Source organism: Klebsiella sp. GG_Kp173 (assembly GCF_040062415.1).
GTDB lineage: Bacteria > Pseudomonadota > Gammaproteobacteria > Enterobacterales > Enterobacteriaceae > Klebsiella > Klebsiella quasipneumoniae.
The window spans coordinates 32,211-46,997 of record NZ_JBEAFZ010000005.1; the positions used below are offsets into that span (position 1 = coordinate 32,211).

Here is a 14,787-nt window from a genome sequence, read left to right on the forward strand (position 1 = left end):
CAGTGTCGCCAAAAGGCGACACTTAAGTTATTGATTTAAATGATGAGTAACCGGGGATACATTTGGTGTCGCTAATTGGCGACGCTATGGATAAAAAGTGTACTGCGCTGGGGTGGCTGGCTTTTATGGTTAAAGCCATATATATCAATGTGTTAATAAAATGTTTGGAAAGGTGGCATAGTTCATGCATAATAATAACCAGTGGCTCATTCACCTTCTTATGTCAGCCCCTTCGGGACGCGCTACATAAACTTCGAATGATGCACAAACAGGTGCCTGCCGTCCAACTCCTGATAATAGCCTGGCTTTATCAGACATCGGGCGAAACGTCGAGTAAGGCACCGCCTCATTCCTGAACAAAGCCAGGCCTTGCGCCTGGCTTTGTTGTTTCTGCGGCGCCGTGGCGACGGGTATCGCTTTTCTCCGGCGCGCTCCTCAGTTAGCATCGACCAGAGCTAATGATTGAGACCACACCTTTGAAGCGACTCTCTCTTTTTCCCCGTTCGCTGCGTCAGCTGGTGACGCTCTCCTTTGTGCTGATCCTGCTGCCGTTACTGGTGCTGGCCTGGCAGGCCTGGCAGAGCCTCAATGCCCTCAGCGCCCAGGCGGCGCATATCAACCGTACGACGCTGGTCGATGCCCGCCGCAGCGAGGCGATGATCAATGCCGCGCTGGAGATGGAACGCAGCTATCGCCAGTACTGCGTGCTGGACGATCCGACGCTGGCGCGCGTCTATCAAAACCAGCGGCAGCGCTACAGCCAGATGCTGGACGCGCACGCCGGCGTGCTGCCGGACGAAAAGCTCTGGCAGGCGCTGCGCCAGGATGTCAGCGATCTGGCGCAGCTGCAGTGTAACAACAGCGGCCCTGACGCCCAGGCAGCCGCCAGACTGGAAGTTTTCGCCAGTAATAACAGCGACATGGTCCAGGCTACCCGGGCGGTGGTCTATTCCCGCGGCCAGCAGCTGCAGCAGGAGATTGCCGAGCGCGGCCAGTTTTTCGGCTGGCAGGCGCTGGTGCTGTTTCTGCTGAGCCTGGCGCTGGTGCTGCTTTTCACCCGCATGATCATCGGCCCGGTGAAAGGTATCGAAAGAATGATCAATCAGCTGGGCGCAGGGAAGTCGCTGGACGACGCGGCATTGTTTACTGGCCCGCGCGAGCTGCGCTCGGTGGGCAAGCGCATCATCTGGCTCAGCGAGCGCCTGGCATGGCTGGAGTCGCAGCGGCATCAGTTTCTTCGCCATCTGTCGCATGAGCTGAAAACCCCGCTGGCCAGTATGCGTGAAGGCACCGAGCTGTTGGCGGACCGGGTCGCCGGACCGCTGACGCCGGAGCAGCAGGAGATCGTCGAGATCCTCGACAGCAGCAGCCGCAACCTGCAAAAGCTGATTGAACAGCTGCTGGACTACAACCGCAAACAGGCCGACGGCCCGGTAGCCCGGGAAGCAGTGGACCTGGTGGAGCTGGTGGAAAACGTCGTGGCGGCGCACAGTTTGCCTGCGCGGGCTAAACTGATGCATACCGAGCTGGCGCTGCGGGCGCGGCATTGTCTGGCGGAGCCTGCGCTATTGATAAGCGTAATGGATAATCTCTACTCCAATGCGGTGCACTATGGCGCTGAATCCGGTAACATTCGTATCCATAGCTACCGGCACGGAGAGCAGGTGCGTATTGATGTCGCCAACAGCGGCGAACCGATCCCGGCCGCGGAAAAGAATATGATTTTTGAGCCTTTTTACCAGGGAAGCCACCAGCGTAAAGGGGCCGTTAAAGGCAGTGGGCTGGGGTTAAGCATCGCCCGCGACTGTGTCCGTCAGATGCAAGGGGAACTCAGTCTGGTTGACGCCCCCGCCGGGCAGGTCTGTTTTCGCATTACGCTTCCCTCAGCGCCGGAATAATCCAACTAATGAATCGATATCGGGGAACTATGTCCCAATTCCTGGCCTGGCGCCGTTCCCTTAGCGGATGGCTGCTCTCAGGCATTGCTTGTCTGACGCTGGCGGGGTGTTCCGCCGGCTTCTCGCCGCATAGTGCGGAAGGTGCCGCCGCCCCCGGGCAGGCGCAGCACCAGGTGGCCGATTTTGTCGCCGTGGACTGCGCTGATATCTGGGCGCACAGCAGCGATGCCAGCGACAAAAACCCCCTCTACTGGCTGCGGGGCATTGACTGCGCCGATCGTCTCGCGCCGGTGCAGGCGCGAGCGGAGGCGAAACGCCATACCGACGACAGCTGGCAGGACGCATTCCGCCGCGGCATTCTGCTTGCCGATGCCAAAATTACCCCTGACGAGCGCCGCGAGCTGGTGGCGCGTCTCGACACCTTCAGCCCGCAAATCGCCGTTCAGGTCCGCCCGCTATATCAGCTCTGGCGCGACGGGCAGACCCGTCAGCTGCAGCTGGTGGAGGAGCGAGCCCGCTACGCGAAGCTTCAGCAGTCCAGCGATAGCGAGCTGGAGACGTTGCGCCAGCAGGAGCAGTCGCTGCGCCAGCAGCTGGAGCTGACCACCCGTAAGCTGGAGAATCTGACGGATATTGAACGCCAGCTCTCCAGCCGCAAGCCGGGCGGCAATTTCGGCAGCGAAAAAGTACCGGAGGTGATCCATGACGATCCGTAAACCGGCGCGTTTGCTGCTGGTGGATGACGATCCGGGGCTGCTGAAGCTGCTCGGCATGCGTCTGGTCAGCGAAGGCTATAGCGTGGTCACCGCCGAGAGCGGACCGGAAGCGCTGCGCGTGCTGGGACGTGAGAAAGTGGATCTGGTTATTAGCGATCTGCGGATGGATGAAATGGACGGCCTGCAGCTGTTCAGTGAGATCCAGAAGGGGCAGCCCGGCATGCCGGTGATCATTCTCACCGCCCATGGCTCGATCCCCGACGCGGTGGCGGCCACCCAGCAGGGCGTCTTCAGCTTCCTGACCAAGCCAGTTGATAAAGACGCCTTGTATAAAGCCATTGATGAGGCGCTGGAGCAGCGATCGCCAGCCACCGACGAAGCGTGGCGCCAGGCGATTGTCACCCGCAGCCCGCTGATGCTGCGCCTGCTCGAGCAGGCCGGGATGGTGGCGCAGTCCGACGTCAGCGTGCTGATTAACGGCCAGAGCGGGACCGGGAAGGAGATAGTCGCCCAGGCGATCCACAACGCCAGCCCGCGTCATGACAAGCCTTTCGTGGCGATTAACTGCGGCGCGCTGCCGGAACAGCTGCTCGAGTCCGAACTGTTCGGCCATGCGCGGGGCGCCTTTACCGGCGCGGTCAGCAACCGCGAAGGGTTATTCCAGGCCGCCGAAGGCGGCACGCTGTTTCTCGACGAGATCGGCGATATGCCTGTCGCCCTGCAGGTGAAGCTGCTCCGCGTCCTGCAGGAGCGTAAGGTTCGCCCGCTCGGCAGCAACCGCGATATTGAGATCAACGTGCGGATCATCTCCGCCACCCACCGCGACCTGCCGAAGGCAATGGCCCGGGGCGAGTTTCGCGAAGATCTGTTTTATCGCCTCAATGTGGTTAACCTGAAGATCCCGCCGCTCTCCGAACGCACGGAAGATATTCCGCTGTTGGCCAACCATCTGCTGCGTCAGTCCGCCGATCGCCATAAGCCGTTCGTGCGGGCATTTTCCAGCGATGCAATGAAGCGGCTGATGGCCGCCAAATGGCCGGGCAATGTGCGCCAGCTGGTGAACGTGATTGAGCAGTGCGTGGCCCTGACCTCGTCGCCGGTGATCGGCGATGCGCTGGTGGAACAGGCGCTGGAAGGCGAGAACACGGCGCTGCCGACCTTCGTGGAAGCGCGCAATCAGTTTGAGCTGAACTACCTGCGCAAGCTGCTGCAGATTACCAGGGGCAACGTCACCCACGCCGCGCGGATGGCTGGACGCAACCGCACCGAATTCTATAAGCTGCTGTCGCGCCATGAGCTCGACGCCAATGACTTTAAAGAGTAGCTCCGCAACATAGCGCAAGATATGATACGGTAAGCAACCGGTTACGCGACTAAGACAGGAACACCATGAAAAAGATTGATGCGATTATTAAACCTTTCAAACTGGATGATGTGCGTGAAGCGCTGGCCGAAGTCGGCATCACCGGGATGACGGTAACGGAAGTGAAAGGCTTTGGCCGCCAGAAAGGGCACACCGAACTCTACCGCGGCGCGGAATATATGGTGGACTTTCTGCCGAAAGTGAAAATTGAAATCGTAGTAACCGACGATATCGTCGATACCTGTGTGGATACCATCATCCGTACCGCGCAGACCGGTAAAATCGGCGACGGCAAGATCTTTGTTTTCGACGTGGCGCGGGTCATTCGTATCCGTACCGGCGAAGAAGACGACGCGGCGATTTAACGCTCGCCGCTCGCTGCAGTATTGCCGGGTGGCGCTGCGCTTACCCGGCCTACAAATCCCCGCGGCGTCGGGGCTTACAGCACCTTATGCGGGCCGAAGCATTCGTAATGAATGTGGTCTTTATTGACCCCTAATTCTACCAGCTGCTTCGCTGCAAACTGCATAAACGCTACCGGGCCGCAGAGATAATACTGCATCTGCGGGTCGCGAATAGTTTCCGCCACCGCCGCTAAATCCATCAAACCTTCGCTATCAAAACGTCCTGCCTGACGGTCAGCCTCGCTCGGGTTGCGATACCAGACGTGAGCGGTAAACGCCGGCAGCGCCGCGCCGAGCGCCTGCACCTCATCGGCAAAGGCGTGGACCTCGCCATTTTCCGCCGCATGGAACCAGTTCACCTGACCCTGATGATGGCTCTTCGCCAGCGCATCCAGCATCGCCAGCATCGGCGTTTGCCCGACGCCGCCGGAGATCAGGGTGACCGGCGTCTGCGGTTCGACGTTAAGGAAGAAGTCCCCGGCCGGCGCGGCCAGATAGACCACATCGCCTTCGCTGGCATGGTTATGCAGCCAGCTGGAAACCTGGCCGCCTTCCTCGCGTTTAACCGCGATGCGGTAGCCCTTGCCGTCCGCTTTGCGGGTCAGGGAGTACTGGCGAATTTCCTGATATTCGAAGCCTTCCGGCTTCAGCCAGATGGCCAGATACTGGCCAGGCTGGTAATCGGCGACCGGCTGGCCATCAACCGGCTCGAGCTCAAAGCTGGTGATAAGCTGGCTGCGCGGGGTTTTCTTCACGATGCGGAACGCGCGGGTCCCTTCCCAGCCGCCGGTTTTACGGGCGTTTTGCTGATAGATCTCGGCTTCGCGGCCGATAAAGACGTTCGCCAGCACCCCGTAGGCTTTACCCCAGGCATCGAGCACTTCCTGGCCCGGACTGAACATTTCATCGAGGGTCGCCAGCAGATGACTGCCAACAATATTGTACTGCTCCGGTTTGATCTGGAAGCTGGTGTGTTTCTGGGCGATCTTTTCCACCGCCGGCAGCAGGGCAGGCAGGTTATCGATATTGCTGGCGTAGGCGGCAATGGCGTTGAACAGCGCTTCACGCTGGTCGCCGTTGCGCTGGTTGCTCATATTGAAGATCTCTTTGAGCTCCGGGTTATGCGCGAACATCCGATCGTAGAAATGGGCGGTTAACTTTGGTCCAGTCTCTACCAGCAGGGGGATGGTGGCTTTGATCGTAGCGATGGTTTGAGCGTCGAGCATAGTGTGCTTCCTTGGGTGTTATCTTAATGATGTATTTTAAATGCATCTTAAGGAAATAACCCTGCCTTGTAAATGGTTCTTTAACACTTTCCGCCGTTGCAGTTACAACATGAAGAATTTGCATCACAATCCTGAAAAGAAATCCGTTGATACTGAGAGAGGCGTTATTGCTCAAAGCCTTGTGTCATGCGGAGCCAAACGTTTGCGTAAAATCCTTTGTCAAGACCTGTTATCACAGAATGATTCGGTTATACTGTGGGCCGTTGTCCAATCGGACCGCCTTTTTAGGCCGAAATTTTATTGTTAGCTGAGTCAGGAGATGCGGATGTTAAAGCGTGAAATGAACATTGCCGATTATGATGCCGAACTGTGGCAGGCTATGGAGCAGGAAAAAGTACGTCAGGAAGAGCACATCGAACTGATCGCCTCCGAAAACTACACCAGCCCGCGCGTAATGCAGGCGCAGGGCTCTCAGCTGACCAACAAATACGCTGAAGGATATCCGGGCAAGCGTTACTACGGCGGCTGCGAATACGTCGACGTGGTTGAGCAACTGGCTATCGACCGCGCGAAAGAGCTGTTCGGCGCTGACTATGCTAACGTCCAGCCGCACTCCGGCTCCCAGGCTAACTTTGCCGTCTACACCGCGCTGCTGCAGCCGGGCGACACCGTGCTCGGTATGAACCTGGCGCAGGGCGGCCACCTGACTCACGGCTCCCCGGTTAACTTCTCCGGCAAACTGTACAACATCATCCCTTACGGTATTGATGAGTCCGGCAAAATTGACTACGACGACATGGCGAAGCAGGCTCAGGAACACAAACCGAAGATGATCATCGGTGGTTTCTCCGCTTACTCCGGTATCGTTGACTGGGCAAAAATGCGTGAAATCGCCGACAGCATCGGCGCTTACCTGTTCGTCGATATGGCGCACGTGGCAGGCCTGATTGCCGCTGGCGTATACCCGAACCCGGTTCCGCATGCTCACGTCGTGACCACCACCACCCACAAAACCCTGGCGGGTCCGCGCGGCGGCCTGATCCTGGCGAAAGGCGGTAGCGAAGAGCTGTATAAGAAGCTGAACTCTGCGGTATTCCCAAGCGCGCAGGGCGGCCCGCTGATGCACGTTATCGCGGCGAAAGCGGTGGCGCTGAAAGAAGCGATGGAGCCAGAGTTTAAAGTTTACCAGCAGCAGGTTGCGAAAAACGCCAAAGCAATGGTGGAAGTGTTCCTGAACCGCGGCTACAAAGTGGTCTCTGGCGGTACTGAGAACCACCTGTTCCTGCTGGACCTGGTGGATAAAAACCTGACCGGTAAAGAAGCTGACGCTGCCCTGGGCCGCGCCAACATCACCGTCAACAAAAACAGCGTGCCGAACGATCCGAAGAGCCCGTTCGTGACCTCCGGTATCCGCATCGGTTCTCCGGCTGTGACTCGTCGCGGCTTTAAAGAAGCGGAAGTCAAAGAGCTGGCTGGCTGGATGTGTGACGTGCTGGACAATATCAATGACGACGCGGTCATTGAGCGCGTGAAAGGCAAAGTGCTGGATATCTGCGCCCGCTTCCCGGTTTACGCGTAAGCGTTAGCGTTGACATCAAAAAGGCCGCGTTTGCGGCCTTTTTTGCATCTGCAGATTAGCGACGGTCGAGGGAGATTGCCCCTGGGCCGGTGATTGCCAGCAGCAGAAAGGCGCCGGCGATGCTGACGTTTTTCCAGAAGTTAATCATGTTCGGCAATACCGCATCGCCAGTCATATCCCAGTAGTGATGGCCAATCACCGCCGTGCCGAGGGTGTAGAAGATAAAGATGACCGCCAGCGGGCGGGTGAAAAAGCCCAGCACAATTAAAATCGCGGCAGGCACTTCCATAATGACGGCGATAATCGCCGCCAGGGTCGGCATCGGCGCGCCGGAGGCGGCCATGTATTGCACCGTACCGCTAAAGCCCAGCAGTTTGGGGTAGCCAAAAAGTAGAAACAGAACCACCACGGCGATGCGGGCGATGAGCAGTAGCAGAGAGCGGGATGCGCCAAAATCAAAATAGCGGAGTGTGTTCATAATCAGCTCGTTATGAGAGACGTGTGATTTAAACGTAATACACAAAGTTGCCAGCCGCCATAGCAGGAAAATAATAATGTCGCGCTTCGTTTCATTAGGATTTCGCCGTATCGTTGGTCGCACTTTGATGCCCGGTTATCGGATTTTATTTAATACAACCGGTGACGGAGTGGGGAGTGCTCCGTGATGCGCGTCACGATTTAAAGACAAATGTACTCAACTTCCATATAGAGAGTGAGACACAGGTTTACTCACGATGGGGTTTATCGCCAGACTATCGCCACCATTCGGGAGGAAATCATGGTCTTGCACTCCACGCGCTGGCTGGCGCTCAGTTATTTCACTTACTTTTTTAGCTACGGTATTTTTCTGCCCTTCTGGAGCGTCTGGCTGGCCGGCAACGGGCTGACCCCGGAAACCATCGGCATTTTGCTTGGCGCCGGTCTGGTGGCCCGTTTTCTCGGCAGTCTGCTGATTGCCCCGCGGGTGAGCGATCCCTCCCGGCTGATCGCCGCGCTGCGCGTGCTGGCGCTGTTAACCTTGCTCTTCGCGCTGGCCTTCTGGGCCGGCACCCACGTAGCATGGCTGCTGGCGATTATCATCGGCTTCAACCTGTTCTTTTCACCGCTGGTGCCGCTGACGGATGCTCTGGCCAATACCTGGCAAAAGCAGATCACCATGGACTATGGCCGGGTGCGGCTATGGGGCTCCATCGCCTTTGTGATTGGTTCGGCGCTGACCGGTAAGCTGGTGAGCCTGTTCGATTACCGGGCGATCCTGCTGATGCTAAGCCTGGGCGTCGCCTCGATGCTGCTCGGCATGTTGCTTAAGCCGTCGGTGATGCCTCAGGGGGCGTCGCGCCAGCAGCAGGGGGCCGGAATGGCGGCCTGGCTGACGCTGGTGCGCCAAAGCTGGCGCTTTCTCGCCTGCGTTTGTCTGCTGCAGGGGGCGCACGCCGCCTACTATGGCTTTAGCGCCATCTACTGGCAGCAGGCCGGCTATTCGGCCTCGGCGGTCGGTTATCTGTGGTCGTTAGGTGTGGTGGCGGAAGTGGTGATCTTCGCGCTGAGTAAAAAGGTGTTCCGCCGCTTCAGCGCGCGGGATCTGCTGCTGCTCTCTGCCCTGTGCGGGCTGGTTCGCTGGACGCTGATGGGCTGGACCACAGCGCTGCCGGGGCTTATCCTCGCGCAGATCCTTCACTGCGGGACCTTTACGGTGTGTCATCTGGCGGCGATGCGCTATATCGCCGCCCGTCAGGGTAGCGAAGTGATCCGTCTGCAGGCCGTCTACTCCGCGGTGGCGATGGGCGGGAGTATCGCCATTATGACCGTCTTCGCCGGCTTCCTCTATCAGCACCTGCACCAGGGCGTATTCTGGGTGATGGCCTTGCTGACGCTCCCGGCGATGGCTATTCGGCCAAAAGCGGTGGCGGCCTAGTCCTCGAGCATCGCGCAGATATGCTGCTGCTGGCGTTCGGTGAAGCAGTTCTCCGCGTGGATCAGCGGCGGTGAAAACAGCGGCAGCGCCGTCGCATAGGGAGTGACGATAAGCGTCACCCCTTTGGGCGCGCCTTCCTTCTGAAAGCGCTCTACGCTCTGGTATTTGATATTCAGCGGCAGCAGCGTCAGTTCGCGCAGCTGCCGCTCCAGGGCCGCTTCCATATCCGGATTATCATCGGTCAGCAGCAGAACCTGCTTCTCGTGCAGGTCGCTTTTCTGCATCAGCCAGGCGCCAAAGATCACCGCGATTAAGCTGGTCTCTTCCTCATTAAAACGGACGTGCCAGGCCTCCTCGAATTCGCTCAATGCCGCCTGGGTGGTGCGTAGTAAACGAGGATAGAGCCGGCTCACTTCCTCCGTGAGCGTGCTGTCGATGCCGATGGCAAACACGCTGCGGATCAATGCCTGCGACAAGTGAATATAAAGCTGGTCGCTCAGCCCCTGCTCGTCACTGAACGACCTGCCGGCGAGCATCTGGAAGCGGTGGATCAGGCCGGAAATAGCCAGCCGCAGGCGTCGATCCTGCGGGTGACCATCGCGAAGCGGATCGGGGGTTTTGAGCATCATAAACAGCAGCGAGAGGAAAAAAGGCTCTCCGACATGCGGCGGAGCGCCGACCCGGCGCTGCCAGTGGCGGACAATCTCCTGCGCCAGAGTGAACTCAGCGGCGGTCTGCGCCCAGCGTTGCTGTTCATCATTGAAGTCGGGTGAATAGCCCCGGTGATGCTCAAGCAGGCAGTACTGCAGGTACAGGCGCAGAAACTGGACGTCCCGGCAGTCGAACTGGCGATTGAGCGCTCGCGCGCAACGGTTCACCAGCGCCTGCAGGTTGGTATCATCGTACAAGGTACGGGCGATGCCTTCCTGTTTAAGCTGCGTTTTCAGCGCCGGGGTAAAATGATGGTTAACGAACTGCGGGCACAGGCGCAGGCCCCGCCGCAGCGCATGCAGCAGGCATAAACGTTGGTCGAGCGCGGCGCCTTCAATCCGATAGCTGCCGTCCACCTGTGACCGAAGGGTCAGGCGGTGGTAACGCTGAATTTCGCGTCCGGTCTCCTCGATATCCTGCCGGGCCGTGGTCTCATCAACGAGGTTGATTCTGCCAAGCCGTTCAGTCGTTACCGACTGTCCGGGCAGATAAAACATCAGGAGCACCTGGCTACGGCGCTGTGGACTGGAAAGCGCAGATGGTGGTTCAATGACGGTCATCATCTGGTAAGTTCCAGTTAGGGTTTCCGCTAAGGATAGACAATGACGGCGGCGGGGGCAGGGAAGTGCGCCCGCTTTAGCTCAGGATTGCTGGCGAAGTTCACAGAATTTTTCACGTGAGGAACAGATGAACAGAGTGAAACAATGCACCAGCGCGGCGTTTTTCATGGTTTTATCATGGACAGCCGCTGCGCATCCGCATAGCTTCATCAGTTTGCAGAGCGAGCCGGTGGTCAAAGACGGCCTGCTGAGCGCCTTTAAAATGCGCTGGACAATGGATGAAATAACCTCATCGGATCTGCTTTACGACGCCGGAAACGCTAAACCGGGCAGCGAAGTGTGGAAAAAGCTGGCGGCGGAGGTGATGGCCAACGTGCTCGGCCAGCACTATTTCAGCGAGCTGTGGCACAACGGCCAGCGGGTGAAATTTGACAATCGCCCCGACGGCTACGGCCTTGAGCGCGACGGCCTGCAGGCGGTACTGACCTTCACCCTGCCGCTGGCGACGCCGCAACCCGTTGCCGGGCAGACGTTTACCTTTTCCACTTTCGATCCGACCTACTATGTCGATATGTTTTATGACAAAGATAGCGATTTTACCCTGCCCGCCGCGCTGCAGGCCGTCTGTAAGGCAACGGTGATGACGCCAAAACCGAATGACAAAATGCTCTCATACGCCCAGTCGCTGGATAAAGCGGATGCGCCGCCTGAGGATATGGCGCTGGGCAGCTATTTTGCCCAGAAGGTGACGCTGACATGTCAGTAATTTTTACCCCCCGCGCGCGAACTTCGCGCTGGAAAGCGCTGTGGCCGCTGGCGCTGCTGCTGGCCGTGAGCGTAACGGGCGGCATCTGGCTGTGGCTGGCCTGGCCGCAGGTGCTGATGCAGAGCGCGGTCTGGCAGCGCGCGCTCAATCTGGAGCTCAGCCGCCTGCTGCAGGCGGTGGCGGAGAACCCGGCTGCGGCGGGGCTGTCGCTGCTTGGATTCAGCTTCGTTTACGGGGTGCTGCATGCCTTAGGGCCCGGCCACGGCAAAATTGTCATTACGACCTGGCTTGCCACCCATCCCTCAAAGCTGAAATCGAGTATTAACCTGACGCTGGCCGCCTCTTTGTTGCAGGGGCTGGTGGCTATCGCGCTGGTGGTGGTGGTGCTGGCGCTACTGCAGCTGCCAGCGCGCCAGCTGCATCTCAGCAGTTTCTGGCTGGAGAAGGGTAGCTATTTGCTGGTGGGCGCGTTAGGTCTGCTGCTCTGCTGGCGGGCGCTGAAAAAGCTGCGTCTGCTGCTGAGCCGGCCAACGTTTACCGCGTTCACCCCGCATCATGTTCATAACGAACACTGCGGCTGCGGGCATCAGCATCTCCCGGCCCCGGAGCAGCTGCAGGCCGGCGACGACTGGCGGGCTCGCACCGTGATTGTCCTGTCGATGGGCATGCGTCCCTGCTCGGGGGCGATCATGGTCCTGCTGTTCAGCAAGGTGATCGGGGTGTTCAGTTGGGGAATGGCGGCGGCGCTGGCGATGGCGGCGGGAACCTCGTTGACCATCACGGCGCTGGCGCTGCTGGTGCACAGTTTTCGCCAGTTGGCGGTGAAGTTGGGTCAGCATCAGGCGCCGCCGCTGTGGCGTCAGGTGGGCTGGCTGACGCTGGCGCTGGCCGGCGGCGTCATTTTGCTGGCGGCGGCAGGCGTGATGTGGTTCAGCGCCGTCCCGGCCGGCGGCGGGATCCGTCCGTTTTAGCCAGGCGTCGGGCGCAAATCCGAAAGTGGGCGCCGGCGCTTGCCGCTGAAGCGGCGATGCTCTAGTTTTCCGCTTTTCGGCGGATGACAAGGAGTCGTTATGGCCGCAAATATCGTTTCTCCCGCGCAGAGCGGGCGGTTCTATTATGGCTGCGCCGGCGCCGCCGGGCTGCTGGCGGGCCTGGCGATCGTCTTCTGGTTTCCAGCCCTGGCCAGCTGGTGGCCGTCCGATCTGGTGCGCGTCTACCACGCCATGCCGTATGTTATGCGATTCGGGGTGGCGAGTGTCGCGGATATCCCACTGGTGGCCTACGCCACCCTGACGCTGTCAGGCTTCGTGCTGGCCTTTTGCCATCCCGGGCACAGTAAACTGCCCATCGTCGCCTGGGCTGTGCATAACCAACCCTCGCCGCGGGAGATGGTCGACTGGATCTTACGCAGCTGGGCGTTGCAGTTCGGTTTTCTGGTGATCATTTTCTGGCGTTTCGCGTTTATGAGTAAGCTAAGCAGCGACAGGCTAATGCAGATTGCGGGCATCTGTAACGACGTTTGCTATCTGGCCACGCTGGTGCTGGCAGCAATACTGCTGCGCGACGGCTGGCGCGGCGTTAAAGGCGTTGCCGCACCGGCAGGCAATATTCGCATTCCGCTGATCTTTGCCCTGAGTTTTTATCTGCCGTTTCAGCTGGTATGGATCTTACTCAGTGCGCAGCAGTATGAGCTGCCGCTGTGGGGATGGCTGCTGCTGGTTCCGGCGATGGTGGGCGTGCTGCTCGCTCGCCTGGCGACGGTAGGAATAGCGCTGTGTTTCCGGTGCTGGCTGGGGCCGCAGGGCTGCCTGCGCTGGCGCGGACCGCTGGCCTTATTTAGCGGCCTGACGGTGCTCTGTATTGGCGGTAATGCGGTGATTCGCCAGATCCTGAGGATGCTGTCATGACATAAAAAAAGGAAGCCGCGGCTTCCTTTTTGACATCAGTAAGAGATTAACGCTTCAGCGCATCGCTCAGCTGCTCGCGCATGTTCGCCAGCATCGCTTTTACCACGCGCGGGTTACCGGCAACGATGTTGCCCGTCAGCATATAGTTATGACCGCCGGTGAAGTCGCACACGATAGCGCCTGCTTCACGAGCGATCAGCTCGCCTGCGGCGAAATCCCATGGTTTCAGGGCGATTTCAAAGTAACCGTCAACGCGGCCGGCGGCAACGTAGGCCAGATCCAGTGCGGCGGAGCCGGTACGGCGGAAATCGGCGCATTCGGTGAACATGTTGCCGAGAATATTCATGTAAGTGGTGGCGTGCTGCTTCGCCTTGAACGGGAAGCCGGTCGCGATGATGGTGCCGTCGAGGTCGCGAGCGTTGCTGCCGCGCAGACGGTAGCCGTTCAGCTGCGCGCCCTGGCCGCGGGTCGCGGTGAACAGTTCGTTACGCATCGGATCGTAAACCACCGCGACTTCAGTACGGCCTTTGATGCGTACGGCGATGGAAACAGAGAAGTGCGGCAGACGTTTAACGAAGTTGGTGGTGCCATCCAGTGGATCGATAACCCATTGAACATCCTGCTCTTCACCAGCGTGTTCACCGCTTTCTTCGGTGATAATGGTGTGCTGCGGGTAAGATTTGCGAATGGTTTCGATAATAATCGCTTCGGCGGCTTTATCGACGTTGGTCACAAAATCATTGCTGCCTTTCTGGCTGGTTTCTACGGTGTCTGGCGTTTCGTAGTGTTTGGCAATTAAATTACCCGCCTTGCGCGCGGCGCGCACGGCGATGTTCAGCATCGGATGCATCGGTCTCTCTCACTGGATGTTAAAGAACGGGAAAAAACGGCGCATATAATAACAGCGAAATCTGCTTATGTCTCCGTTTTATGGTAGCATGCCCGAATAATCTTTAGCCGAAGAACCATAATGCTGCAAAATATTCGAATCGTACTGGTAGAAACCTCCCACACCGGCAATATGGGCTCCGTTGCCCGCGCGATGAAAACCATGGGCTTAACCAACCTGTGGCTGGTCAATCCGCTGGTGAAGCCTGATTCCCAGGCCATTGCGCTGGCCGCGGGCGCCAGCGACGTCATTGGCAACGCACAGATCGTCGATACCCTTGATGAAGCGCTGGCGGGCTGTAGCCTGGTGGTTGGCACCAGCGCGCGCTCCCGCACGCTGCCGTGGCCGATGCTCGATCCCCGCGAATGCGGTCTGAAAAGCATCGCCGAAGGCCAGCATGCGCCGGTGGCGCTGGTGTTTGGCCGCGAGCGCGTTGGCCTGACTAACGATGAACTGCAGAAGTGTCACTACCATGTGGCCATCGCCGCCAACCCGGAGTACAGCTCGCTGAACCTGGCGATGGCGGTGCAGGTTATCGCCTACGAAGTGCGAATGGCCTGGCTGGCGGCGCAGGAGCAAGCGCAGCCGGCGGTTGAGCACGAAGAAGCACCGTACCCGCTGGTGGATGACCTGGAGCGTTTCTACGGTCATCTTGAGCAGACGCTGCTGGCGACGGGCTTTATCCGCCCGAATCATCCGGGGCAGGTGATGAACAAGCTGCGTCGTCTGTTCACCCGCGCGCGTCCGGAAAGCCAGGAGCTGAACATCCTGCGCGGCATGCTGGCGTCTATTGAGCAGCAGAATAAAGGTAAGTAAGAGCGTTAACGCCGGATGGCGCTTCGCTTATCCGGCC

Annotated in this window: 14 protein-coding genes; 10 read left to right on the forward strand and 4 right to left on the reverse strand. The window is 58.9% G+C overall.

Going from position 1 to position 14,787, the window contains the following annotated elements; all coding sequences use genetic code 11:
• Nucleotides 1–476 precede the first annotated feature (476 nt).
• From ABLU50_RS05045 to glnB, 4 genes are all read left to right on the forward strand, one after another.
• Complete coding sequence (locus ABLU50_RS05045) at nucleotides 477–1,898, forward strand: HAMP domain-containing sensor histidine kinase (RefSeq protein WP_087832206.1); 1,422 nt, start codon at nucleotides 477–479, stop codon at nucleotides 1,896–1,898.
• Between the two features lie 29 nt (nucleotides 1,899–1,927).
• The gene (qseG, locus tag ABLU50_RS05050; RefSeq protein WP_004201847.1) at nucleotides 1,928–2,614 is read left to right on the forward strand and encodes a two-component system QseEF-associated lipoprotein QseG; all 687 of its coding nucleotides are present in this window, start codon (nucleotides 1,928–1,930) and stop codon (nucleotides 2,612–2,614) included.
• Nucleotides 2,601–3,938: a two-component system response regulator GlrR gene (gene glrR / locus ABLU50_RS05055; RefSeq protein WP_004201849.1), complete on the forward strand. Its 1,338-nt coding sequence runs from the start codon at nucleotides 2,601–2,603 to the stop codon at nucleotides 3,936–3,938. The genes qseG and glrR overlap by 14 nt, the downstream gene beginning before the upstream one ends.
• A 65-nt stretch (nucleotides 3,939–4,003) precedes the next feature.
• Nucleotides 4,004–4,342 carry a nitrogen regulatory protein P-II gene (gene glnB / locus ABLU50_RS05060; protein ID WP_002914032.1) on the forward strand — a complete coding sequence of 113 codons (339 nt, stop codon included), beginning with the start codon at nucleotides 4,004–4,006 and terminating at the stop codon, nucleotides 4,340–4,342.
• Between the two features lie 74 nt (nucleotides 4,343–4,416).
• Here the strand turns inward: glnB and hmpA are convergent, their stop codons facing one another.
• Nucleotides 4,417–5,607 carry an NO-inducible flavohemoprotein gene (hmpA, locus tag ABLU50_RS05065; protein ID WP_087832028.1) on the reverse strand — a complete coding sequence of 397 codons (1,191 nt, stop codon included), beginning with the start codon at nucleotides 5,605–5,607 and terminating at the stop codon, nucleotides 4,417–4,419.
• A 325-nt stretch (nucleotides 5,608–5,932) separates the two neighbouring features.
• Between hmpA and glyA the strand changes: the two genes are divergently transcribed.
• Nucleotides 5,933–7,186: a serine hydroxymethyltransferase gene (glyA, locus tag ABLU50_RS05070; protein WP_002914027.1), complete on the forward strand. Its 1,254-nt coding sequence runs from the start codon at nucleotides 5,933–5,935 to the stop codon at nucleotides 7,184–7,186.
• Between the two features lie 55 nt (nucleotides 7,187–7,241).
• Here the strand turns inward: glyA and ABLU50_RS05075 are convergent, their stop codons facing one another.
• Nucleotides 7,242–7,664: a DoxX family protein gene (locus ABLU50_RS05075; RefSeq protein WP_004201855.1), complete on the reverse strand. Its 423-nt coding sequence runs from the start codon at nucleotides 7,662–7,664 to the stop codon at nucleotides 7,242–7,244.
• Nucleotides 7,665–7,964: 300 nt separating this feature from the next.
• Here ABLU50_RS05075 and ABLU50_RS05080 point away from each other — a divergent pair, with 300 nt between their 5' ends.
• Entirely contained in the window at nucleotides 7,965–9,101 is a 1,137-nt protein-coding gene (locus tag ABLU50_RS05080; protein WP_087832030.1) for a 3-phenylpropionate MFS transporter, read from the forward strand.
• Here the strand turns inward: ABLU50_RS05080 and csiE are convergent.
• Nucleotides 9,098–10,375, reverse strand: a complete 1,278-nt coding sequence (csiE, locus tag ABLU50_RS05085) for a stationary phase inducible protein CsiE (protein WP_032431112.1) — start codon at nucleotides 10,373–10,375, stop codon at nucleotides 9,098–9,100. The two genes, ABLU50_RS05080 and csiE, sit on opposite strands and share 4 nt — an antisense overlap.
• A gap of 124 nt (nucleotides 10,376–10,499) precedes the next feature.
• Here csiE and ABLU50_RS05090 point away from each other — a divergent pair, with 124 nt between their 5' ends.
• The 3 genes from ABLU50_RS05090 to ABLU50_RS05100 all read left to right on the forward strand — a co-directional run bounded on the left by ABLU50_RS05090 (nucleotide 10,500) and on the right by ABLU50_RS05100 (nucleotide 13,045).
• Nucleotides 10,500–11,138: a DUF1007 family protein gene (locus ABLU50_RS05090; RefSeq protein ID WP_087832031.1), complete on the forward strand. Its 639-nt coding sequence runs from the start codon at nucleotides 10,500–10,502 to the stop codon at nucleotides 11,136–11,138.
• Nucleotides 11,129–12,109, forward strand: a complete 981-nt coding sequence (locus ABLU50_RS05095) for a nickel/cobalt transporter (RefSeq protein WP_004201862.1) — start codon at nucleotides 11,129–11,131, stop codon at nucleotides 12,107–12,109. Before ABLU50_RS05090 ends, ABLU50_RS05095 begins: the two co-directional genes overlap by 10 nt.
• A 99-nt stretch (nucleotides 12,110–12,208) precedes the next feature.
• The gene (locus tag ABLU50_RS05100) at nucleotides 12,209–13,045 is read left to right on the forward strand and encodes a hypothetical protein (protein WP_087832032.1); all 837 of its coding nucleotides are present in this window, start codon (nucleotides 12,209–12,211) and stop codon (nucleotides 13,043–13,045) included.
• 46 nt (nucleotides 13,046–13,091) lie between these two features.
• Here ABLU50_RS05100 and suhB read toward each other — a convergent pair whose 3' ends face one another.
• Nucleotides 13,092–13,895, reverse strand: a complete 804-nt coding sequence (gene suhB / locus ABLU50_RS05105) for an inositol-1-monophosphatase (RefSeq protein WP_002913995.1) — start codon at nucleotides 13,893–13,895, stop codon at nucleotides 13,092–13,094.
• Nucleotides 13,896–14,015: 120 nt separating this feature from the next.
• Here suhB and trmJ point away from each other — a divergent pair, with 120 nt between their 5' ends.
• Nucleotides 14,016–14,750: a tRNA (cytosine(32)/uridine(32)-2'-O)-methyltransferase TrmJ gene (gene trmJ, locus ABLU50_RS05110; RefSeq protein WP_004201864.1), complete on the forward strand. Its 735-nt coding sequence runs from the start codon at nucleotides 14,016–14,018 to the stop codon at nucleotides 14,748–14,750.
• The last annotated feature ends 37 nt before the right edge of the window (nucleotides 14,751–14,787 follow it).